This is a genomic window from Streptomyces sp. BA2, from assembly GCF_009769735.1.
Classification (GTDB): Bacteria; Actinomycetota; Actinomycetes; order Streptomycetales; family Streptomycetaceae; genus Streptomyces.
The window spans coordinates 6,278,380-6,301,385 of the sequence record NZ_WSRO01000002.1 but is presented as its reverse complement, the minus strand read 5'-3'; the positions used below and the strand labels follow the sequence as shown (position 1 = coordinate 6,301,385).

General features: G+C 68.9%; 21 protein-coding genes. All 21 read right to left on the bottom strand.

The window, feature by feature from the left end:
* Window positions 1-18: 18 nt before the first annotated feature.
* The 21 genes from atpA to E5671_RS31230 all read right to left on the bottom strand — a co-directional run bounded on the left by atpA (window position 19) and on the right by E5671_RS31230 (window position 22,779).
* Complete coding sequence (atpA, locus tag E5671_RS31330) at window positions 19-1,617, bottom strand: F0F1 ATP synthase subunit alpha (protein ID WP_160507235.1); 1,599 nt, start codon at window positions 1,615-1,617, stop codon at window positions 19-21.
* A 127-nt stretch (window positions 1,618-1,744) separates the two neighbouring features.
* A complete protein-coding gene (locus E5671_RS31325) occupies window positions 1,745-2,566 on the bottom strand; it encodes a F0F1 ATP synthase subunit delta (protein ID WP_160507234.1) in 822 nt (273 codons plus the stop codon).
* Entirely contained in the window at window positions 2,563-3,111 is a 549-nt protein-coding gene (locus E5671_RS31320; protein ID WP_160507233.1) for a F0F1 ATP synthase subunit B, read from the bottom strand. The genes E5671_RS31325 and E5671_RS31320 overlap by 4 nt, the downstream gene beginning before the upstream one ends.
* A gap of 38 nt (window positions 3,112-3,149) precedes the next feature.
* Window positions 3,150-3,389, bottom strand: a complete 240-nt coding sequence (gene atpE / locus E5671_RS31315) for an ATP synthase F0 subunit C (protein WP_055564408.1) — start codon at window positions 3,387-3,389, stop codon at window positions 3,150-3,152.
* Between the two features lie 78 nt (window positions 3,390-3,467).
* On the bottom strand, window positions 3,468-4,238 hold the full coding sequence (gene atpB, locus E5671_RS31310; protein ID WP_160510523.1) for a F0F1 ATP synthase subunit A: 771 nt from the start codon (window positions 4,236-4,238) through the stop codon (window positions 3,468-3,470).
* Between the two features lie 276 nt (window positions 4,239-4,514).
* Window positions 4,515-4,952, bottom strand: a complete 438-nt coding sequence (locus tag E5671_RS31305; RefSeq protein WP_160507232.1) for a hypothetical protein — start codon at window positions 4,950-4,952, stop codon at window positions 4,515-4,517.
* Between the two features lie 260 nt (window positions 4,953-5,212).
* Window positions 5,213-6,547 carry an MraY family glycosyltransferase gene (locus E5671_RS31300; protein ID WP_160507231.1) on the bottom strand — a complete coding sequence of 445 codons (1,335 nt, stop codon included), beginning with the start codon at window positions 6,545-6,547 and terminating at the stop codon, window positions 5,213-5,215.
* A gap of 130 nt (window positions 6,548-6,677) precedes the next feature.
* Complete coding sequence (glyA, locus tag E5671_RS31295; protein ID WP_160507230.1) at window positions 6,678-7,949, bottom strand: serine hydroxymethyltransferase; 1,272 nt, start codon at window positions 7,947-7,949, stop codon at window positions 6,678-6,680.
* Between the two features lie 97 nt (window positions 7,950-8,046).
* Complete coding sequence (locus tag E5671_RS31290) at window positions 8,047-8,688, bottom strand: arsenate reductase/protein-tyrosine-phosphatase family protein (protein ID WP_160507229.1); 642 nt, start codon at window positions 8,686-8,688, stop codon at window positions 8,047-8,049.
* Window positions 8,685-9,332, bottom strand: coding sequence for an L-threonylcarbamoyladenylate synthase (locus E5671_RS31285; RefSeq protein WP_055543563.1), 648 nt, complete (start codon window positions 9,330-9,332; stop codon window positions 8,685-8,687). Before E5671_RS31285 ends, E5671_RS31290 begins: the two co-directional genes overlap by 4 nt.
* Before the next feature lie 47 nt (window positions 9,333-9,379).
* Complete coding sequence (gene prmC / locus E5671_RS31280) at window positions 9,380-10,225, bottom strand: peptide chain release factor N(5)-glutamine methyltransferase (RefSeq protein WP_160507228.1); 846 nt, start codon at window positions 10,223-10,225, stop codon at window positions 9,380-9,382.
* A 36-nt stretch (window positions 10,226-10,261) separates the two neighbouring features.
* Window positions 10,262-11,338, bottom strand: coding sequence for a peptide chain release factor 1 (prfA, locus tag E5671_RS31275; RefSeq protein ID WP_160507227.1), 1,077 nt, complete (start codon window positions 11,336-11,338; stop codon window positions 10,262-10,264).
* Between the two features lie 135 nt (window positions 11,339-11,473).
* On the bottom strand, window positions 11,474-11,692 hold the full coding sequence (gene rpmE / locus E5671_RS31270) for a 50S ribosomal protein L31 (RefSeq protein WP_160507226.1): 219 nt from the start codon (window positions 11,690-11,692) through the stop codon (window positions 11,474-11,476).
* A gap of 172 nt (window positions 11,693-11,864) precedes the next feature.
* Window positions 11,865-12,986, bottom strand: a complete 1,122-nt coding sequence (locus E5671_RS31265) for an LCP family protein (RefSeq protein ID WP_160507225.1) — start codon at window positions 12,984-12,986, stop codon at window positions 11,865-11,867.
* A 310-nt stretch (window positions 12,987-13,296) separates the two neighbouring features.
* Complete coding sequence (gene rho / locus E5671_RS31260; protein WP_160507224.1) at window positions 13,297-15,375, bottom strand: transcription termination factor Rho; 2,079 nt, start codon at window positions 15,373-15,375, stop codon at window positions 13,297-13,299.
* Between the two features lie 372 nt (window positions 15,376-15,747).
* A complete protein-coding gene (gene thrB, locus E5671_RS31255; RefSeq protein WP_160507223.1) occupies window positions 15,748-16,665 on the bottom strand; it encodes a homoserine kinase in 918 nt (305 codons plus the stop codon).
* Window positions 16,666-16,973: 308 nt separating this feature from the next.
* On the bottom strand, window positions 16,974-18,032 hold the full coding sequence (thrC, locus tag E5671_RS31250; protein ID WP_160507222.1) for a threonine synthase: 1,059 nt from the start codon (window positions 18,030-18,032) through the stop codon (window positions 16,974-16,976).
* Between the two features lie 6 nt (window positions 18,033-18,038).
* The gene (locus tag E5671_RS31245) at window positions 18,039-19,331 is read right to left on the bottom strand and encodes a homoserine dehydrogenase (RefSeq protein WP_160507221.1); all 1,293 of its coding nucleotides are present in this window, start codon (window positions 19,329-19,331) and stop codon (window positions 18,039-18,041) included.
* A gap of 138 nt (window positions 19,332-19,469) precedes the next feature.
* Complete coding sequence (lysA, locus tag E5671_RS31240) at window positions 19,470-20,861, bottom strand: diaminopimelate decarboxylase (protein ID WP_160507220.1); 1,392 nt, start codon at window positions 20,859-20,861, stop codon at window positions 19,470-19,472.
* A gap of 44 nt (window positions 20,862-20,905) precedes the next feature.
* On the bottom strand, window positions 20,906-21,982 hold the full coding sequence (gene nrtL, locus E5671_RS31235; RefSeq protein WP_160507219.1) for an ArgS-related anticodon-binding protein NrtL: 1,077 nt from the start codon (window positions 21,980-21,982) through the stop codon (window positions 20,906-20,908).
* A gap of 338 nt (window positions 21,983-22,320) precedes the next feature.
* The gene (locus tag E5671_RS31230) at window positions 22,321-22,779 is read right to left on the bottom strand and encodes a response regulator (protein ID WP_443032803.1); all 459 of its coding nucleotides are present in this window, start codon (window positions 22,777-22,779) and stop codon (window positions 22,321-22,323) included.
* Window positions 22,780-23,006: the final 227 nt, after the last annotated feature.

Here is a 23,006-nt window from a genome sequence, read left to right as displayed (position 1 = left end):
GTCAGGTCCCTTCCGTCGTCACTTGGACGCGTCGACGGCAGCCGGAGCGTCCTCGCCGAGCAGCTTGCCGTCCGAGGTCTCGAACTGCTTCTTGAACTCGGCGACGGCGTCGGCGATGGCCGTGATCGTGTCGTCGGACATCTTGCCGCCCTCCTTGATGGAGGTCATCAGGCCCTGCTCCTTGCGGTGCAGGTAGTCGAGCAGCTCGCGCTCGAAGCGCCGGACGTCGGCGACCGGTACCTCGTCCATGCGGCCCGTGGTGCCGGCCCAGATGGAGATGACCTGGTCCTCGGTGGCCATCGGCTGGTACTGAGCCTGCTTGAGCAGCTCGACCATCCGCTGACCGCGCTCGAGGGAGGCCTTCGACGCGGCGTCCAGGTCGGAACCGAAGGCGGCGAACGCCTCGAGCTCGCGGTACTGGGCGAGGTCCACGCGCAGACGCCCGGAGACCTGGCGGATCGCCTTGTGCTGGGCGGAGCCACCGACTCGGGAGACCGAGATACCGACGTTCAGGGCCGGACGCTGACCGGCGTTGAACAGGTCGGACTCCAGGAAGCACTGGCCGTCGGTGATGGAGATGACGTTGGTCGGAATGAACGCCGACACGTCGTTCGCCTTGGTCTCGACGATCGGCAGACCCGTCATCGAGCCCTTGCCCATCTCGTCCGAGAGCTTCGCGCAGCGCTCGAGCAGACGCGAGTGCAGGTAGAAGACGTCACCCGGGTAGGCCTCGCGCCCCGGCGGGCGGCGGAGCAGCAGGGACACGGCGCGGTAGGCGTCGGCCTGCTTCGAGAGGTCGTCGAAGATGATGAGGACGTGCTTGCCCTCGTACATCCACTGCTGGCCGATGGCCGAGCCGGTGTAGGGCGCCAGGTACTTGAAGCCCGCCGGGTCGGACGCCGGGGCGGCGACGATGGTCGTGTACTCAAGGGCGCCGGCCTCTTCGAGGGCACCGCGCACGGAGGCGATGGTGGAGCCCTTCTGACCGACGGCGACGTAGATGCAGCGCACCTGCTTGTTCACGTCGCCCGAGCGCCAGTTGTCACGCTGGTTGATGATCGTGTCGACGGCCAGGGCGGTCTTGCCGGTCTGGCGGTCGCCGATGATCAGCTGACGCTGGCCACGGCCGATCGGGGTCATGGCGTCGACGGCCTTGTAGCCGGTCTCCATCGGCTCGTGCACCGACTTGCGGTCCATGACCGTGGGGGCCTGCAGCTCGAGGGCGCGGCGTCCGGACGTCTCGATCTCGCCGAGGCCGTCGATCGGGGTGCCGAGCGGGTCGACGACGCGGCCGAGGTAGCCCTCGCCCACCGCGACGGACAGGACCTCGCCGGTACGGGTGACCGGCTGGCCCTCTTCGATGCCGCTGAACTCGCCGAGGACGACGGCGCCGATCTCGCGCTCCTCAAGGTTGAGGGCGAGACCGAGGGTGCCGTCCTCGAACTTCAGCAGCTCGTTGGCCATGGCCGAGGGGAGGCCCTCGACCTTCGCGATGCCGTCACCGGCAACGGTGACCGAACCGACCTCCTCGCGCGAGGCCGCGTCCGGCTTGTACGCCTGGACAAAGTTCTCCAGTGCGTCCCGGATCTCCTCCGGCCGGATCGTGAGCTCCGCCATCTGGGTTCCCTGCTCTCCTTGTTGGGCCCGAAGTTTCACTTTGGGGGTCTGGGGACTCCCCCCAAGTAAGAGGTGAATCCTCTGCACGGCCCAACTAGGGCCGTCATTCCTACGTTTTGAGTTACTGCTAGCTCGCCATGCGGCGGTGTGCGTCCTCGAGGCGGTCCGCGATGCTGCCGTTGATGATCTCGTCGCCGACCTGCACCGTGATCCCGCCGAGGACCTCGGGGTCCACGTCGAGGTTCAGGTGCATCTGGCGGCCGTAGACCTTCGCGAGGGCGGCGCCGAGGCGCTGCTTCTGCTGGTCCGAGAGCGGAACAGCCGAAGTGACGACGGCGACCATCCGGCTGCGGCGGTCCGCGGCCAGCTTGGAGAGGGACTCGAGTCCCGACTCCAGGCTACGTCCACGGGGCGCGGTCACGAGGCGCTCGACGAGCCGCTCCGTCACCTCGTTCGCCCGGCCACCGAGCAGGCTGCGCAGCAGCTCGCTCTTGGCCGCACCGGTGGCGGCGCGGTCGGTCAGCGCGGACCGGAGGCCGGTGTTCGAGGAGACGATCCGGCCGAACCGGAACAGCTCGTCCTCGACGTCGTCCAGCGCGCCGGACTTCTGCGCACCGGTCAGCTCGGCGAGGTTGGTGAGCTCCTCGACGGCGTCCACCAGGTCACGCGACTGCGACCAGCGCGAGCGGACCAGGCCGGCCACCAGGTCGGCGGTCTCGCCGCCCACCTGCCCGCCGAGCAGCCGCCCGGCGAGCTCGGCCTTGGCCTCACCGGACTGCGACGGGTCGGTCAGGACCCGGCGCAGCGAGACCTCGCGGCCCAGCAGCGCGGTGACCGAGGCGAGCTCGTCCGCCAGCTGCCGCACGTCCACCGAGGTGTTGTCGGTCAGCGCGTCGAGACGCTCGCGCGCGGCCGCGAGGGCCTCGCGGCTGGCTCCGTGCGCTGTCATCGAGCCGCCTCGGCCTTCTCCTCGAGCTCGTCGAGGAAACGGTCGATGGTGCGGCTCTGCCGAGCGGAGTCCTCGAGGGACTCACCGACGAGCTTGCCGGCCAGGTCGGTGGCCAGCTGGCCCACGTCCTGACGCAGCGACTGCGCGGCGGCCTTGCGGTCGGCAGCGAGCTGCGTGTGACCTGCGGCGACGATCTCCTCGCGCTGCCGCTGGCCTTCGGCACGCATCTCGGCGATGAGCTGGGCGCCCTGCTCCTGCGCCTCCTGGCGCAGACGCGCGGCCTCGTGCCGAGCCTCGGCGAGCTGAGCCTTGTACTGCTCAAGAACGCTCTGGGCCTCGGTCTGAGCGGCCTCGGCCTTCTCGATACCGCCTTCGATCGACTCCCGGCGCTCTTCCAGAACCTTGTTGATGTTCGGGAGGAGCTTCTTCCAGAAGAAGAAGAAGACGATGGCGAAGGCGATGGCGCCGACGAGCAGCTCAGGACCCGGCGGGACGAGCGGGTTCTGCTCTTCCTCGGCCGCCAGCTGAACCAGGTTGGCGATCACATCAATGCCTTTCGTCGAAAAGTGTCAGTAAGCAGTGACTACTTACCGAACACGAACGGCATAACGATGCCGATGAGGGCGAGCGCCTCACAGAAGGCGAAGCCGAGGATCTGGTTGGCGCGGATCAGACCGGCGGCCTCGGGCTGACGGGCCAGGGCCTGGGTGCCGTTACCGAACACGATGCCGACGCCGATGCCGGGGCCGATCGCGGCGAGGCCGTAGCCGATGGAGCCGAGGGAGCCGGAGACGCCTGCGGCGAGTTCGAGGGTCGCGGACATGCCGTTACTTCCTTCTCTTTCATGGACCGGTGGGGGTTGGCCACCGGGCGATCTGGGGGCTGGAAAGCCGGGTCTTACTCAGTGGTGCTCGGCGAGAGCGCCCTGAATGTAGGTGGCGGAGAGGAGCACGAAGACGTACGCCTGGACCGCCTGCACGAAAAGTTCGAAGAGGATCATGACGATGGTCATCACGAACGAGACACCGGCGGCCGGGATCATCCAGCTGTTCAGCAGGTACCAGGAGGCGACGGTGAACATCACCAGCATCAGGTGACCGGCGAACATGTTGGCGAAGAGTCGCACGGCGTGCGTGAAGGGACGCACGAGCAGGTTCGAGAAGAACTCGATGAACGACACGAGCCACTTGATCGGGCCCAGCGAGGCGTCGTAGCCGGTGATGTTCTTCCAGCCGCCGACGAACCCGTGGCGCTTGAAGGTGAGAGGCACCCAGATGAAGTAGACGACGGCCGCGAGGATGATCGGGTACGCGATGACCGACGAGACCGGGAACTGGGTCAGCGGGATCACGGACCAGATGTTCATGATCCAGATGAAGAAGAACATCGAGACCATCAGGGGGACGTACTTCTCGCCCTCCTTCTTGCCCATCGTCTCGTAGACGATGCCGCGGCGTACGAAGTCGTAGCCGGCCTCACCGATCATCTGCAGCTTGCCCGGGACGACCTTGGCCTTGCCGAACGCCAGATAGAAGAAGCTGACCACGACGAGGGTCGTCAGCAGGGCGAGCAGCATGACCTTGTTGAACTCGAACCCGCCGACCTCGAAGATCGGCTTGAAGAGGAACGAGTGCAGGCCCGGAGCCGGGAAGCCACAGCCGTTGTCGGACATGATCCGACAGCTCCAGTCAAAGGCGAGCTCAGTTTGGTCAGCACTCACCGCGGGCTCCTTCGGCGTGACGCATAGGTACGGCAACCTCGTTGTCGTGTCGGCGCGGCGCGCAGCCGCGATTCGGCACCAGACTGGTGTTTCGGATGTGGGCGCGGCGTTCAGGCATCGAGCCTCGCGAACGTGCAGGCGTCAGCTCAGATGCCCGCGCCAGCAGTGCCGCAGTTGGCACCGGACGATAGCAGCATCTCGAACGCGCATTTATCCCGGCCCTACCCTTCACGTCGAGGACCCCGACTTCTCCGGCTTGTCCTTCTGCTCGGAGTCGGGTTCGACGTAAAGGATCTTGGCTTTCATGAACGCGCGGGCCTGCGACGCCATCCACACGACGGTCGCGACCACAAGACCCACGGCGAAAGCCTTGGGGTTGAACAACGTGGTGTCCTTGAAGAGAGCCACGAAGACAAGAAGCAGCAGGAGTTGGGCGACGTAGAGCATCAGCCCCATCGCCTGGAACAACTGCGGAAGCGATTTCGCCGTGCGTTGGAGTACGAACATCCCGAGCCCCATGAAGGCGATGACGACCAGCGTGCCGACGACCGCCCCGAGCGCTCCCTTGCCGCCCGCGACCACGGCGCTGACCGCGGCGGTGATGACACCGGCGGCAGCTGTGGGTACGGCGGACTGAAGGAGTGTTCGGGTGTCTTGAGACGGCATGGCGGCGCTCCGCTTACTGATGGGGGCAGGGTGTCGTCATGGACGAGCGTAGTCCGGGGTCGAGAGTGTCCCTCGGGCCAATGGACCGTCGCACTACGGTCCTTCGGCTCTATCCCCTGGTTTCGTGAACGGTATCACAAACTATTTGATGAGGTCTTTACCTGCCAGGTGTGCTCGCCGTCACACATGAGAGTTAACCCGCGCGTATGTGCACGCAGCGCGGCAACTTGTCTGGTATTGGGCGAGTTTGACGGCCGCCGTCAGCTCGACGACTCCGCCTTGTGCCGATCCTCGAAGCGCGAGCGGGTGCCGACCGCCGTCGCCCCGTTGACGCCTGACTCGACCGGAGGACGGTCACCCGCCGCCACATCCGTCACGTCCCCCTCGTCCGTCGCCTCCGTCGCGGAGACGTCAGCGGCAGCCCTCCCGCGCCGCCGGTAACGCGGCGGTACGAAGGACTCGGCCCAGCCCGGGATGTGCGGGGTGAACCGCGGCAGCAGGAGCAGCACGAGGCCGACCGCGCTCAGGGCGACGATCGCGAACAAGATCCACATGCTGGCCGAGTGGACCGAGTAGGCCACCGTGCCGAAGCCGATGAGCGCCGACCAGAAGTACATGATCAGCACCGCGCGGCTGTGGGAGTGGCCGATCTCCAGGAGGCGGTGGTGGAGGTGGCCGCGGTCGGCGGCGAACGGCGACTTGCCGTTCCACGTACGCCGGACGATCGCGAGGACCAGGTCGGCGAACGGGATCGCGATGATCGTCAGCGGCATCAGGAGCGGGATGAAGACCGGAAGCATCGCGTGCGTGGCATCGCGGGTGCCGCCGAAGTTCAGCTTCAGGGCGTCGCCGTCGATCTGGCCTGTGGCGGAGATCGCACCCGCCGCGAGGACGAGGCCGATCAGCATCGACCCCGAGTCCCCCATGAAGATCCTGGCGGGATGGATGTTGTGCGGCAGGAAGCCCATGCACATGCCGATGAGGATCGCGGCGAAGAGCGTCGCGGGGGCCGCGGCCTCGATGCCGTACCCGTACCAGAGGCGGTAGGCGTAGAGGAAGAACGCCGTCGCCGCGATGCACACCATGCCCGCCGCCAGGCCGTCGAGGCCGTCCACGAAGTTCACCGCGTTGATGGTGATCACGACGAGCGCGACCGTCAGGAGCGTGCCCTGGCCCTGGTCCAGGAGGACCATGCCGTAGCCAGGGACCGGGATCCACAGGATCGTCAGGCCCTGGAGGACCATGACGCCGGCGGCGATCATCTGGCCGCCCAGCTTGATCAGGGCGTCGATCTCGAACTTGTCGTCCAGGACGCCGATCAGCCAGATCAGCGCGGCACCGGAGAGCAGCGCGCGCGGTTCGTTGGACCGCTCGAAGACGTCGTTCAGATTCGGCAGGTGGTCGGCGACGAGGAGACCGGCGCACAACCCGAAGAACATCGCGATACCGCCGAGCCGGGGCGTGGGCTCCCGGTGCACGTCGCGGGCGCGGATCTCCGGCATGGCGCCGGCCACGATCGCGAACTTCCGCACCGGGCCGGTCAGCAGGTAAGTCACCGCGGCCGTGATGCAGAGCGTCAGCAGGTATTCACGCACGGGCTTCCCCACAGGTATCGCTGGCCATCTCAGCCCCACACCCTAGCTCTGCGTGCATGTGATGGGGGACTTCCGGGTAGCGACGATGGTTGCACGAGTACGTGCCTTCCCCTGACGCGTCTACCCCGACCTAGGCCGTATACGGCGGAAATCTGCCCACCAGTTCACGCACTTCCTCTCGTACTTTCGAGTCGTTCGCCTCCTTGGATCCCTCACCCACCGCGTCGGCGAAGAGCCCGGCGATCCGCACCATCTCCGCGTCCCCCATGCCCTGCGTGCTGACGGCCGCGGTGCCCAGGCGCAGGCCGCGTCCGTCGGCGTACGGCAGGGCGCAGGTGTCCAGGACGAGGCCGCAGGCGGCGAGTCTGCCGCGGGCGGTCTGTGCGTCGATGCCCAGGGGCGCCGGGTCGGCCAGGATCAGGTGCGTGTCGGTGCCGCCGGTGGTGATCGCGCAGCCCGCGGCGGCAAGTGCCTGGGCGAGGATGCGGGCGTTGGTGACGACCTGATGGGCGTACGCGGTGAAGGCCGGGGTCTCCGCCTCGCCGAACGCGACGGCCTTGGCAGCGATCGTGTGCATCTGCGCGCCACCCTGCGTGAAGGGGAACACGGCCCGGTCGATACGGGAAGCGAGCTCCGTCCCGCACAGGATCAGGCCGCCGCGCGGGCCGCGGAGCACCTTGTGGGTCGTGGCGCAGACGACGTCGGCGTACGGCACGGGGCTCGGGGCCGCTCCCCCGGCGATCAGGCCGAGCGGGTGGGCGGCGTCGGCGATGAGGTACGCGCCGACGTCGTCGGCGATGTCGCGGAAGGCCGCGTAGTCGATGTGCCGGGGGTAGGCGATGGAGCCGCAGACGATGGCCTTCGGCTTGTGCGAGCGGGCCAGGACGCGGACCTGGTCGTAGTCGATGAGGCCGCTGTCCGGGTCTACGCCGTAGCCCACGAAGTCGAACCAGCGCCCGGAGAAGTTCGACGGCGAGCCGTGCGTGAGGTGGCCGCCGTACGGAAGGCCCATGGCGAGGACGGTGTCGCCGGGGCGCAGCAGGGCGGCGTACGCGGCGAGGACCGCGGAGGAGCCGGAGTGCGGCTGCACATTGGCGTGCTCGGCGCCGAACAGGGCCTTGGCGCGGTCGATGGCGATGCGCTCGGCGACGTCCACCAGCTCGCAGCCGCCGTGGTGGCGGGCGCCGGGGTAGCCCTCGGCGTACTTGTTGGCGAGGGGCGAGCCCAGGGCGGCGAGCACCGCCGGTGAGGTGAAGTTCTCCGCCGCGATGAGCTGGAGGCAGGACGCCTGCCGCTCCTGCTCGGCGAGGAGGATCTCCGCCATCTGGGGGTCCGCGCGGCGCAGCGCGTCGAAGTCAGCGGGCGCCGTCGGGGCGGCGGTGGGTGCGGTGCTGACCGGCATCTTGGGCTCCGGGCCTCGCGAGGGTTGAGGGTCCCTCCAATGTAGGCCTGCCACACGGTGCACGCGCGGCGTCAGCTCGCCTTTCGAAGAGAAAGGTTTAAGCCTTGGCCCGCACGCCCGTCAGCGCCGTCACCACCGGATCGAGCGCTTCGTTGATCTCGTCGCCCACCGAGCGGAAGAACGGCAGCGGCGCCCCATAGGGGTCGTACACCTCGTCCGCCTCGGCCGTGGGTGCCAGGAGCCATCCCCGCAGCGCCGCGGCGGCCCGCACGAGGGCCCTGGCCCGCTCGACCACTCCCCCGTCGGGGTCGGGCAGCGTCGCCGGGTCTATGGCCCGCACGAGCCGCGTGAACTCCTTGAGCGTGAACGTGCGAAGCCCCGCCGAGTGGCCCATCGAGATGACCTGCGCCCGGTGGTCCCGGGTCGCCGTCAGGACGAGGTCGGCGCGGATGACGTGCTCGTCGAGGAGCTCGCGTCCTTTGAAGCCGGAGGCGTCCGCGCCGAAGTCCGCGAGCACCGCCTCCGCGTTGGTCTCCATGGGGGCGCCCTCGTGCCCCCACGTGCCCGCGCTCTCCACGATCAGGCCGCCGGTGAAGGGATCGCCCAGGCGGTCGGCCAGGGCATGCCTGGTCAGCCGCTCAGTGATCGGCGAGCGGCACACATTGCCGGTGCTGACGTGGAGGATGCGGAACGAATCGGGATAAGCCGCTATGCCACGCCCCGTCTCAGGGGCTGTCAATTCGCCACCTCGAGGTCGGGTACCACCTTGCGGAGCTCCTCCGCAGACAGGGCACCCGCGCGCAGCAGTACCGGCACCTTCCCGGTGACGTCCACGATCGACGACGGGACGATGCCCGGCGTCGGACCGCCGTCCAGGTACACGGAGACGGAGTCGCCGAGCATCTCCTGCGCGGCGTCACAGTCCTCCGGTGCGGGGTGCCCGGTGAGGTTCGCCGAGGAGACCGCCATGGGGCCGACCTCGGTGAGCAGTTCGATGGCGACGGGGTGCAGCGGCATCCGGATCGCGACGGTGCCACGGGTGTCCCCGAGGTCCCACTGGAGCGAGGGCTGCTGCTTGGCGACCAGGGTCAGCGCACCGGGCCAGAACGCGTCGACGAGCTCCCAGGCCGACTCGGAGAAGTCGGTGACCAGGCCGTGCAGCGTGTTCGGGGAGCCGATGAGGACAGGCGTGGGCATGTTGCGGCCACGGCCCTTGGCGTCGAGCAGGTCGGCGCACGCCTCCGGCGTGAAGGCGTCGGCACCGATCCCGTAGACGGTGTCGGTGGGCAGCACGACCAGCTCGCCACGGCGGACGGCCGACGCGGCCTCGCGCAGACCGGTCGTACGGTCGGTCGCGTCATTGGTGTCGTATCGCCGTGCCATCTAACGGGCCTCCTCGTACACGTACTGCTGACTTGAAGTGCTGGTGCTCACGGCATCGCCTTGCGGGCGGTCGCGAACCTCGGCCGGTTGTTGAGGTCGGGGTGGTCGGCCGCGTCCGCCCAGCCCCGCTCCTCGGTGAAGATCCACGGGACCTGGCCGCCCTGGGTGTCGGCGTGCTCGATGACAACGACGCCGCCGGGCCGCAGGAGGCGGTGTGCGGTGCGCTCGATGCCGCGGATCAGGTCGAGGCCGTCCTCGCCGGAGAAGAGCGACAGCTCCGGGTCGTAGTCGCGGGCTTCCGGAGCGACGTACTCCCACTCCGTGAGCGGGATGTACGGCGGGTTCGAGATGAGGAGGTCGACCTGGCCTTCCAGCTCAGGAAGGGCGTCACGCGCGTCACCCTGGGAGAGCTTGACCCTGGACCCCTCGACGTTCTTCCGCGTCCACTTCAGGGCGTCCTCGGAGAGCTCCACGGCGTGCACGCGCGAGCGCGGGACCTCCTGCGCCATGGCCAGGGCGATGGCCCCTGAGCCCGTGCAGAGATCGACGATGAGCGGCTCGACGACGTCCATCGCGCGCACGGCGTCTATGGCCCAGCCGACGACCGACTCGGTCTCCGGCCGCGGCACGAAGACGCCGGGCCCGACCTGAAGTTCGAGGTAGCGGAAGAAGGCGCGCCCGGTGATGTGCTGGAGGGGCTCGCGGGCCTCACGGCGCGCGATCGTCTCCCAGTAGCGGGCGTCGAAGTCAGAGTCCTTGACGGAGTGCAGCTCGCCCCGCTTCACGCCGTGCACGAAGGCGGCAAGCTCCTCCGCGTCGTTGCGCGGCGAGGGCACGCCGGCGTCGGCCAGCCGCTGGGTGGCCTGGGCCACTTCCGCGAGCAGCAGGTTCACGCTGGTCCTCCGGGGGGCAGTGCGGTTGTCGGGTGCTTAAGCTGCCGCGAGCTTGGCCGCGGAGTCCGCGTCGACGCAGGCCTGGATGACCGCGTCGAGGTCTCCGTCGAGCACCTGGTCCAAGTTGTACGCCTTGAAGCCGACACGGTGGTCCGAGATCCGGTTTTCCGGGTAGTTGTACGTCCGGATCTTCTCGGAGCGGTCGACGGTGCGGACCTGGCTGCGACGGGCGTCCGCGGCCTTGCTCTCCGCTTCCTCCTGCGCCGCGGCAAGGAGCCTGGAGCGCAGAATACGCATCGCCTGCTCCTTGTTCTGCAGCTGGCTCTTCTCGTTCTGGCAGGAGGCCACGACGCCGGTGGGCAGGTGCGTGATGCGCACCGCGGAGTCGGTCGTGTTGACGGACTGGCCGCCGGGGCCCGACGAGCGGTAGACGTCGATGCGCAGGTCGTTCGCGTGGATCTCGACGTCGACCTCCTCGGCCTCGGGCGTCACCAGGACACCGGCCGCGGAGGTGTGGATCCGGCCCTGCGACTCGGTGGAGGGCACGCGCTGCACGCGGTGCACGCCGCCCTCGTACTTCATCCGCGCCCAGACGCCCTGGCCGGGCTCGGTCGCGCCGTTGCCGCCCTTGGTCTTCACGGCGACCTGGACGTCCTTGTAGCCGCCGAGCTCGGACTCGGTGGCGTCGATGATCTCGGTCTTCCAGCCCACGCGCTCCGCGTACCGCAGGTACATGCGCAGGAGGTCGCCGGCGAAGAGCGCGGACTCGTCGCCGCCCGCGCCGGCCTTGACCTCGAGGATGACGTCCTTGTCGTCGCTGGGGTCGCGGGGCACCAGGAGGAGCCGCAGCTTCTCGGTGATCTCCTCGCGCTGCTTCTCCATCTCCTTGACCTCGGCGGCGAACTCCGGGTCCTCCGCGGCCAGTTCACGGGCCGTCGCGATGTCCTCGCCGGTCTGCTTCCAGGCGCGGTACGTCGAGACGATCGGGGTCAGCTCGGCGTAGCGCTTGTTGAGCTTGCGCGCGTTGGCCTGGTCGGCGTGGACCGAGGGGTCCGCGAGCTTTGTCTCCAGATCGGCGTGCTCACCGATCAGTTCCTCGACCGCCTCGAACATCGGGGTCTCCTGAGTTTTCTACGCGAAGGTGCAGCGCAAGGTTTCTACGCGAAGGTGGCTGCTGCGATCAGACGGCAAAGCGCCGGTCCCAACCGCCCCCTCCCGGGGGCGGCCGAAGACCGGCGCAGTGGCTCGCTACTTGTTGGCGGCAGCCTTGCCGAAGCGGGCCTCGAAGCGGGCCACGCGGCCACCGGTGTCGAGGATCTTCTGCTTGCCCGTGTAGAACGGGTGGCACTCGGAGCAGACCTCGGCGCGGACGCGGCCGCTGGAGATCGTGCTGTGAGTGGTGAACTCGGCGCCACAGGTGCAGCTGACCTGGGTCTCGAAGTACTCGGGGTGGATGTCGCGCTTCAAGGTGTCTCCTAGTTTCGGGAGGGCACCGGGTCGTACGCGCGGATTGCTCGTACGTGAACCGGGGCCGACGTACCAGTCTGCCAGGACGGGTCGCATCTGCCCAAACCGGGGTGGGTTCTGTTCTATTCCCGGCGGGCTGTGGTGGGGGCTGTACCGCGGGCTGAGAACGCCGCTAGTTACTGGTCACCACGTCGCTCGCGTCGCCCTTGTCGCCCGCGGACTTCTCGGTGGCGGACTTGGGGATGGGCTTGTCGGCCTTGAGCGCGTCCCAGACCTGCTGGTCGGCCTTCTCCAGGGGCAGGACGCGGTTGGGGTCCGCCGGGTCGTACTGGATGGGCATCGTGACCATCTTCATGTCGCCCGCGCCGATGCCCTTGAGGCCGCCCGCGAAGCCCGCCAGGCTCTTGACGTCGTTCAGGTCGGAGTCGGTGGTGATGGCGCTGGTCGCGTCGTTCGCGAGGTCGTAGAGCTTCTTCGGGTTGCTGAAGACGCCGACGTCCTTGACCTGGTTGATCAGGGCCTTGATGAAGGCCTGCTGCAGCTGGATGCGGCCGAGGTCGCTGCCGTCGCCGACGCCGTGCCGGGTGCGGACGAGGCCGAGGGCCTGCTCGCCGGTGAGCTGGTGCTTGCCGGCCTCCAGGTCGAGGTGGCTGTCCTTGTCCTTGATCGCCTTCTTGGTGGTGATCTCGACGCCGCCGAGGGTGTTGATGAGCTTCTTGAAGCCGGAGAAGTCCACTTCCACGTAGTGGTCCATCCGGATGCCGGACATCTTCTCCACGGTCTTGACGGCACAGGCGGGGCCGCCGACCTCGTACGCCGTGTTGAACATCTGCCGCTGTCCGCCCGGGTCCGTCCCGCCGTCGTCCGTCTTGCACTCGGGGCGGGATATGAGGGTGTCGCGGGGTATGGAGACGACGCTGGCCGTCTTGTGGCCCTTGTTCACGTGCACGACCATCGCCGTGTCCGAGCGGGCGGCGCCCTCGTCCTTGCCGTACTTGGCGTTGTCGCCGGAGCGGGAGTCGGAGCCGAGGACGAGGATGTCCTGCGAGCCGTTGTCGATGTTCTCGGGGCGGTCCGTGCCGAGCGCCGCGTTGATGTCGACGCCCTTGATGTTGCCGTTGAGCTTGAAGTACACGAAGCCGAGGCCCGTACCGCCGAGGACGATCACCGATGTCGCGGTCCACGCGGTGATGACGAGGACCTTGCGGCGCTTGTCGCGCGGCTTACGACGCCGACCGCCACCGCCTTTGGGGCGCTTCGGCTTCGCATCCGCGGGTGCGCTCTCGTCGGTCATGTGCTCCTCAGTCCTCGTCGGGTCGGTTACCCCCTGCTTTCAGGGTCAGGCGCGGTTTGTCGTCGCTTGTCAGACGTGGAAACCGAAAGAAGGGTTGCACAGCGCTTTGTGAGCACCCGGGCGCTCACTCGTGACGCATCGTGCACTCCTCTCCCGCGCTTCCCGCTTCTCACCTGCGGTTTTTTCTGTCACTGGGCTACTGCCCGTGACCGTAAGAATCTCTTAGGTATGTGGCCAAGGTCATTCAGCGCGAAGGGCCGCCCCGTCGGATGACGGGGCGGCCCTTTCGCGTGTGCGCGTCGCGCGAGGACTAGTCGTTGCCGTTGCCCGGCGTCGGGGTCGTCTTCGCGATCTGCATGAGGAACTCGGCGTTCGACTTCGTCTGCTTCATCTTGTCGAGAAGCAGCTCGATGGCCTGCTGCGAGTCGAGCGCGTGCAGCACCCGGCGCAGCTTCCAGACGATCGCGAGCTCTTCGCTGTTGAGCAGGATCTCTTCCTTGCGGGTGGAGGACGCGTCGACGTCCACCGCCGGGAAGATGCGCTTGTCGGAGAGCTTCCGGTCGAGCTTGAGCTCCATGTTGCCGGTGCCCTTGAACTCCTCGAAGATCACCTCGTCCATGCGCGAACCGGTGTCGACGAGCGCGGTCGCGAGGATGGTCAGCGAGCCGCCGTCCTCGATGTTGCGCGCCGCACCGAAGAAGCGCTTCGGCGGGTAGAGCGCGGTCGAGTCGACACCACCGGACAGGATGCGGCCTGAGGCCGGGGCCGCCAGGTTGTACGCACGGCCCAGACGGGTGATCGAGTCGAGGAGCACGACCACGTCGTGACCCAGCTCGACGAGACGCTTGGCGCGCTCGATGGCCAGCTCGGCGACCGTGGTGTGGTCCTCGGCCGGACGGTCGAAGGTCGAGGAGATGACCTCGCCCTTCACCGACCGCTGCATGTCGGTGACCTCTTCCGGACGCTCGTCGACCAGGACGACCATCAGGTGGCACTCGGGGCTGTTGACGGTGATCGCGTTCGCGACCGCCTGCAGGATCATGGTCTTGCCGGTCTTCGGCGGGGCCACGATCAAGCCTCGCTGGCCCTTACCGATCGGCGCGACGAGGTCGATGATGCGGGTGGTGAGCACGCCCGGGTCGGTCTCCAGGCGGAGCCGGTCCTGCGGGTAAAGGGGCGTCAGCTTGTTGAACTCCGGTCGCCCGCGCCCGGATTCGGCCGCCATGCCGTTCGCCGAGTCGAGGCGGACGAGCGCGTTGAACTTCTCGCGGCGCTCGCCGTCCTTGGGCTGGCGGACGGCGCCGGTGACGTGGTCACCCTTGCGCAGACCGTTCTTGCGGACCTGGGCGAGGGACACGTACACGTCGTTCGGGCCGGGGAGGTAACCCGACGTACGAATGAACGCGTAGTTGTCGAGGATGTCCAGGATGCCCGCGACGGGGATCAGTACGTCGTCGTCGGCGACCTGCGGCTCGTTGGCGCCGCCGAACTCGTCGCGCCCACGGCGGCCACGGCGGTCGCGGTAACGGCCACGACGGCCGCGACGGCCACCCGCCTCGTCGTCGAAGTCGTCCTGCGGGCCGTTGTCCCGCTGGTCCCGCTGCTGACGGTCCTGGCGGTCGCCGCGGTCCTGGCGGTCCTGACGGCCGCCGCCCTGCTGGCGGTTGCCGCCCTGCTGCTCGTCGCCCTTGTTGCCACGGCGGTCGCGGTCGCGGCCACGGCCCTGGCGGTCACGACGCTCACGGCGGCCGTCGGCGTTGTTGTCACCGGAGCCGTCGCCCTTGGCCTCGGACGGCGCGTCCGTCCTGGCCTCGGTCTTCTGCTCGTTCTTCGGCTCGCTCTTGGCCTCGGCGGTGACCGTTTCGGGGCTGCCCGCGTCGGCGGTGGCACGGCGACGGCGGCGCTCGCCCTTGTCGGCACCCGCGGGCTGGCCCGGGATGTCGATCTGCTGCTGGGCGGCCTCTTCGGCCTTGGCGGCGGCGGGCTGCTCGGCCTTGTCGGCCTTGCTCGCCTTGGCTGCCTTGTCGGCGCTCGCCGAGCTCGCCGCGGTGTCCTCGCCCGTCCGGGCCTTCGAGGTGGCACGGCGCTTGGGCTTCGTCTCGGTGTCCGTGGAGGACGCTGACGAAGCGGGCGCGGCACTCTTCGCGGGGGCGCCGCCCCCGGCTTGCGCCTCCTTGATGACCTCGATCAGCTGGCTCTTGCGCATCCGCGCGGTGCCCTTGATACCGAGGCCGGATGCGACCTGCTGCAGTTCCGCCAGCACCATGCCATCGAGGCCGGTGCCGCGGCGCCGCCGGGACCCGGCCGAAGCACCGGTGGCAGGCGCCGCAGAGGCGTCCGTGGCGGGCGTGTCGGCAGTCACGCCCATCAGATCGGTGGTGTCGCTCACGAAGGGTCCTTCCCTGGAGCGGACGTCGGCCTGTCTGGCTCGGCGACCGGTTGTGCTGTCCGGAGGTCCTCTGGTGTGTGGACCATGCCGGGGCGGTGGTCCGCCAACGCGCGGCGGAAGAATTCACTGGTGATGGCGAGTCCCGGTGAGGTGCCACTGATGTGCGGTGTCACTCGGCTCGGTCACGCCGGTTCCGGAGCGTGCTCGGCACCGCTCAGTGCGGGGCACAGAGCAGTTTGGGAGGCTCCCGGAAGGATGGATGTCCCGGACGGGGACACGAAGCACCTCGCCATGGTGGGGTCGGGTGCAGACTTGAGATTAACACTACCGGATCCAACAAACATTCCCCCTCTCTAATCCGGCTACCAGGTGTCAAGGAGCGAGCGGCAGCACGCTCGCACCGGTCGGGTCGAGCGCCAGACGATTGGCCGCCCAGCCCTCTCCCGCAAGGCGTGCGACCTTGTCCGCCGCACTCTCATCGGCCAGCGCGAGGACCGTGGGTCCCGCGCCGGAGATCATGGCCGGTACTCCGTCCGCGCGCAGGCGCTCGACCAATGCCGCGCTCTCGGGCATGGCGGGTGCGCGGTACTCCTGGTGGAGCCGGTCCTCGGTCGCGGGAAGCAGCAGCTCGGGGCGCCTGGTCAGGGCCTCGACGAGCAGTGCGGCCCGGCCGGCGTTGGTGGCCGCGTCGACGTGCGGGACGGTGCGCGGGAGCAGCCCGCGCGCCGTCTCGGTGAGGACGGGCTTTCCCGGTACGAAAACCACCGGAACGATGGAATCGGCGGGCTCCATCCTGATCGCCCGCGCGGCTCCCCCGTCCATCCAGGAGAGCGTGAAGCCGCCGAGCAGACAGGCGGCGACGTTGTCCGGGTGGCCCTCGATCTCGGTGGCGAGTTCCAGCAGGGCGTTGTCGTCGAGCCGGGCGTCACCGCCTATCGTCACGGCGCGGGCCGCGACGATGCCCGCGCAGATGGCGGCGGACGAGGAGCCGAGGCCCCGGCCGTGCGGAATGCGGTTGGCGCAGACGATTTCGAGCCCGCGCGGCTGTCCGCCGAGCAGGTCGAAGGCGGTACGCAGGGAACGTACAAGCAGATGCGACTCGTCACGCGGGAGCGTCTCGCTGCCCTCACCTGCGATGTCGATGTTCAGTCCGGTGTCGGCCACCCGCACGACGACGTCGTCGTACAGACCCAGCGACAGGCCGAGGGCGTCGAAGCCCGGGCCGAGGTTGGCGCTGGTGGCGGGGACGCGCACCCGGACGGCGGCGGCGCGGAACGCGGGACCGGCCATCGCTCGATGACTCTCCTTGAGCTGCGATCTTTTGAGGACTTGCCACGTGATGAGGCACTACCCGAAGGCCGCTCTGCGGCAGCACCGCGGCATATGCGGCGGGGCGGGTTCGGTACAGCCTATCGAAGGAAGGTTCTGTGGCGACATAGGGCGCACAGGAGGCGCACGATGCGTGTCGTAAGCCCCCTGTGCACCCCCTATGCGGAGTTGCGGGTTTTCCAGGCGGTTATGCCCGCCGTCCGGCTGCGGTTATCCCCGACCGGCACGGTTATGCCAGATCCGGGCCGGTCGCGCCAGACCGGATTCGGCTACGCCAGACCCAGACGCTCGGCCGCGGCGGCCGAGTCGACCGGAACCGTGACCGGCTGCGGTGCGCCCGCGACGGCCCAGTCCGGGTCCTTGAGGCCGTTTCCGGTGACGGTGCAGACGATCCGCTGCCCCTTGTCGACCTTGCCCTGCTCGGCCGCCTTCAGCAGACCGGCGACGGAAGCGGCCGACGCCGGCTCGACGAAGACACCCTCCTGGGACGCCAACAGCTTGTAGGCGCGCAGGATCTCACGGTCCGTCACCTCGTCGATGAAGCCGTGCGACTCGTCGCGCGCGTCGAGGGCGTGCTGCCACGACGCGGGGTTGCCGATGCGAATCGCGGTGGCGATCGTCGACGGGTCCTTGACGATCTCGCCGCGCACGATGGGCGCGGAACCGGAAGCCTGGAAGCCCCACATACGAGGAGTGCGCGTCGAGATCGAGTCGGCGGCGTACTCCTTGTAGCCCTTCCAATAGGCCGTGATGTTGCCCGCGTTGCCCACCGGAAGCACGTGGATGTCGGGGGCGTCACCGAGCGCGTCGACGATCTCGAACGAGGCGGTCTTCTGGCCCTCGATACGGAACGGGTTGACCGAATTGACCAGCGCCACCGGGTAGTTCTCGGAGAGGGCGCGTGCGAGGTTCAGGCAGTCGTCGAAGTTCCCGTCGACCTGGAGGATCTTCGAGCCGTAGACGAGCGCCTGGCCCATCTTGCCGAGCGCGATCTTGCCCTGCGGCACGAGGACCGCGCAGACCATTCCCGCGCGTACGGCATAGGCGGCTGCCGAGGCCGACGTGTTGCCGGTGGAGGCGCAGATGACGGCCTTGGCGCCCTCCTCCTTGGCCTTCGTGATCGCCATCGTCATGCCGCGGTCCTTGAAGGACCCGGTCGGGTTGGCGCCCTCGACCTTGAGATGGACCTCGCAGCCCGTGCGCTCGGAGAGCACCTGCGCGGGCACGAGCGGCGTGCCGCCCTCACGGAGCGTCACGACCGGCGTCGTGTCGGACACGGGAAGACGGTCCCGGTACTCCTCGATGATTCCGCGCCATTGGTGGGTCATTGCTGCTTACTCCCCTTCAACCCGCATGATGCTGGCGACACCACGCACGGTGTCGAGATTCCGCAGCGCCTCGACGGTGCCGGTGAGGGCGGCGTCGGGCGCGCGGTGGGTGACGACGACGAGGGAGGCCTCGCCGTCCTTGCCCGTCTGACGGACCGTATCGATCGATACGCCGTGCTCGGCGAAGACCGTCGCGACCTGGGCGAGAACACCCGGCTTGTCGGCTACGTCGAGGCTGATGTGGTAGCGCGTGACGACCTCGCCCATGGAGCTCACGGGCAGCTGGGTGTACGCGGATTCGCCGGGCCCGGTGGTTTCGCCGAGCTTGTGGCGGCAGACGGCGACGAGGTCGCCGAGCACGGCCGACGCGGTGGGCGAACCGCCCGCGCCGGGCCCGTAGAACATGAGCTGACCTGCGGCCTCCGCCTCCACGAAGACGGCGTTGTACGCCCCGCGGACCGACGCCAGCGGATGGCTGAGCGGAATCATCGCGGGGTGCACGCGCGCGGTGACGGACCCGCCGTGGGCGGCCCGCTCACAGATGGCGAGCAGCTTGATGGTGCAGCCCATGCGCTTCGCGGACGCGAAGTCGGCGGCGGTCACCTCGGTCATGCCCTCGCGGTAGACGTCGTCGAGACGCACGCGCGTGTGGAAGGCGATGCCGGCGAGGATCGCGGCCTTGGCGGCGGCGTCGAACCCTTCGACATCGGCGGTCGGGTCGGCTTCGGCGTACCCGAGCGCGGTGGCCTCGTCGAGGGCTTCCTGGTACCCGGCACCGGTGGTGTCCATGGCATCGAGAATGAAGTTGGTGGTGCCGTTGACGATCCCCAGAACCCGGTTGACCTTGTCGCCGACGAGGGACTCGCGCAGCGGCCGGATCAGCGGAATGGCACCGGCGACGGCAGCCTCGTAGTACAGATCCCGCCCGTGCTCCTCGGCGGCGGCGTGCAGCGCGGCGCCGTCCTGGGCGATGAGCGCCTTGTTCGCGGAGACGACGGACGCGCCGTGCTCGAAAGCGGTGGTGATGAGGGTCTTGGCGGGCTCGATGCCGCCGATGACCTCGACGATGACGTCGATGTCCCCGCGTTTGACCAGCGCGGTCGCGTCGGTGGTGATGAGGGAGGGATCGATTCCCTCACGCACCTTCGACGGTCGGCGGACGGCCACCCCGGCGAGCTCCACCGGGGCGCCGATCCGAGCCGTGAGGTCGTCGGCGTGCGTCGTCATGATGCGCGCCACCTCTGAGCCGACAACCCCACAGCCCAGCAGCGCCACCTTCAGCGGACGCGTACGCATCATCCGACCTCACTTCTCATACATCTACAGTGGGACCAGTCTCGCCCACCCGATCGCGGTTTCTATCCACTGTCCGGATGGTGAGACATCTATTTCACAGACCGATACTTCATCGATCGCTGTTTCCGAGCCGGTATTTCCTCAGCCGACATCAAGTCGCAGGAGATCTTCCTCCGTCTCGCGCCGGACGATGACCCGCGCCTCACCATCCCGCACGGCGACGACCGGCGGACGGAGGGCGTGGTTGTAGTTGCTCGCCATGGAACGGCAGTACGCGCCGGTCGCGGGCACGGCGATCAGATCGCCGGAAGCGACGTCGGCGGGCAGGAACGCGTCCTTCACCACGATGTCCCCGCTCTCGCAGTGCTTGCCGACGACGCGGACGAGCATGGGCTCCGCGTCGGACTCACGCGAGACGAGCGCGACGCTGTACTCGGCGTCGTAGAGGGCCGTACGGATGTTGTCGGACATGCCGCCGTCGACGGAGACGTACGTACGCAGTCCTTCGAGCGGCTTGACCGTACCGACTTCGTAGAGGGTGAAGGCGGTGGGTCCGACGATGGCGCGGCCGGGCTCGACGGAGATACGGGGAGTCCGCAGATTGGCGGCCTCGCACTCACGCGTGACGATCTCGCCGAGCGCCTTGGCGATCTCGTGCGGCTCGCGGGGGTCGTCCTCGGAGGTGTAGGCGATGCCGAGCCCGCCGCCGAGGTCGATCTCGGGAAGCTCGACGCCGTGCTCATCACGAATCTCGGCGAGCAGCTGAACGACGCGGCGGGCGGAGACTTCAAAGCCCGCCATGTCGAAGATCTGCGACCCGATGTGCGAGTGCACGCCGATGAGCTCGAGGCCGTCGAGCTGAAGAGCCCGTCGCACGGCCTCGGCGGCCTGTCCCCCGGCGAGGGCGATGCCGAACTTCTGGTCCTCGTGGGCGGTGGCGATGAACTCGTGGGTGTGGGCCTCGACGCCGACGGTCACGCGGATCTGCACACGCTGACGGACGCCGAGCCGGTCGGCGATGTGAGCGACGCGCACGATCTCCTGGAAGGAGTCGAGCACGATGCGTCCCACGCCGGCTTCGATGGCCCGCTCGATCTCTCCCTCGGTCTTGTTGTTGCCGTGGAAGGCGATGCGGTCGGCGGGCATGCCGGCGGCGAGAGCGGTAGCGAGCTCACCACCGCTGCACACGTCGAGGTTGAGCCCCTCTTCGTGCAACCACCTCACGATCGCCCGCGAGAGGAAGGCCTTCCCGGCGTAGAAGACGTCGGCATCCGAGCCGAAGGCGCCGCGCCAGGCGTGGCAGCGGGCACGGAAGTCGGCCTCGTCGAGGAAGTAGGCGGGGGTACCGAACTCCTCGGCGAGCCGGGTCACCTCGATCCCGCCGACGGTGACGACACCATCGGCGTTACGCCCGACGGTCTGCGCCCAGACCTTCGGGTCGAGGGAGTTCAGGTCGGCGGCCGGGGCGGTGTAGTGCCCTTCGGGGACTACGTCGGCGTGGCGGGGCCCGGCGGGGTGTGCGGAACGGCTCATGTCGCGTTCGTCTCTCTCACTTCATTCACGTCTGTCTTCACGTGTCACAAGTACTCGGGGGCACTGATGCCGAGCAGGGACAGGCCGCCTGCGAGCACCGTCCCGGCGGCTTCGGCGAGCGCGAGCCGGGCGCGGTGGGCGGCCAAGGGTTTCTCGTCACCAAGCGGCAGGACGGCGGGCTCGAAGGCGAGGAAGGCATCGGCGGTGACGACGAGATGCCGGGCAAGGCGGTCGGGCGCACGGTGCCGGGCGGTGGCGGCCAGGATGCGGGGGTACTCGGCGAGGGCATCGAGCAGCTCGTCCGCGGTGACGTCCCCCGGGGCGCTGTGGAAACCGAGGGCGGCGGCGTTGCGGGTGAGGGCGCGGGTGCGGGAGCAGGCGTACCGCACGCGGAAGAGGGGGTTGACCGCTCGCTGGACGAGGTGCTCGTCGCTGCTGATGCGGGGCCGGTCGTGGGCGGCGGGGTGGAGAAGGGCCCAGCGGGCGGCGTCGGGGCCGAGGGGGGCGGGGTCGGCCGGGGCGGGGACGGGCCGTAGGACCTTGAGGGGGGAGGGGTGGATCCCGTACGCGTCGACGTGTACGCCGAGGGGGGCCCAGCCGGGGTCGGGCGCCTCCTCACAGGTGTTCCGTACGCGGGCCCCCTGGGAGAGGAGGATGCGGCGGAGGGAATCGGCGAGGACGGCGGCGCGGACTTCGCGGGGGAAGTGAAGCTGGTGGACTTCTGCTTCGCCGGAGCCGGGACGGGCGTGTCCGTAGGAGGCGCCGCAGGTGAGGACGTCACGTACGAGGGCGGCGCGGGCACTGCCGGTGTTCCCGGGGCCGCCGTCCCGCTCGAGGGTGATGTTCAGGAAACCGGGCCCGGTGATGTCGATGGCGGCGATGCCGGGCTCGCCCGCGAGCCGCGGGGAGAGCACTTCGGCGACCTGCCGGGGCGACTGCCCGGCGGCGCGGGCGATCTGCAGGGCGACGTTCGTGGCGTAGTCCCCACACCCGCCGGGGCGGGGGCGCTCGACGACGACCCGCGCCGTGGCCCCCACGTCCCCGAGGCCACTGAGCTCCCCGTCATCGACGGCACGACGCATGGCGCGCAGCACGGTGCGGGAGAGCTCGACGGGGGTCACGGGACAAGCGTATGGGAGGAGGGGGGTGGGGACGCGACCTGGTTTCCCTGATGGTCCGGGATGTGGACGGGGGGGCGCTGGCGAGGAAGGGGGTGCTGGCGGCTTGGGAGGCTTCGGCGGGGGTTGGGTCGGGCTCCGGGGCGGGGTGAGCCACTCGGGCGGGGGCGGGGTTAGCCGCTGGGGCGGGGGCGGGGTGAACCACTCGAGCGGCAGCGGGTTCAGCCGCTCGGGCGGGGGCGGGGTCAGCCGCTGGGGCGGGGGCGGGGTTAGCCACTCGGGCGGGGGCGGGGTGAACCACTCGAGCGGCGGCGGGGTCAGCCGCTGGGGCGGGGGCGGGGTCAGCCGCTGGGGCGGCCGGCGCGCTCGGCTTCTCCGGCGGCCCCGAGCTCACTGCTGAGCGCACTGTGCCCGCCGTCACCACCATCACCGCCAACACCGGCGCCACCACCACTGCCGTGCTCCATCAACTGCCGTACGATCCCGAGCAGTTCGGCAGGCTCAAAGGGCTTGGCCAGGAAGGCGTCCACCCCGACCTCGAGCCCGCTGGCCACCTCGTACTGGGTGCAGGCACTGACAATGACGATGGGCAGATCCCGGGTCCGCGGATCGGAACGCAGCCGAGCGGCGGTACGCAGCCCGTCGAGGCGAGGCATCACCACGTCGAGCGTGACGACATCGGGTCTGACCTGGTTCACCACATCCAGGCATTCGGCACCATCAGCCGCGGTCACGACCTCGAAGCCCTCCAGCTCGAGGTTGACCCTGATCAGCTGCCGGATGACCTTGTTGTCGTCCACAACAAGCACGCGGCCTGACACGCCTGACACAACTCGAGAGTAGGTCCGCGCCCGCCGCCGCGTCCGGGTTTTCCCCACTTCTGCCCCGTGCGAGGGAGCGTGCGGGGAGCCGAGGGTGACCTCTGGGACGCAGGGTGCGGATGTGCTCGCTCCCATGGCCACGGAGTGCGGAAATACCTGTTCATGGGGAGCCGTTCAGAGCTGGTAGGGTTCTACACGTCGCGGCG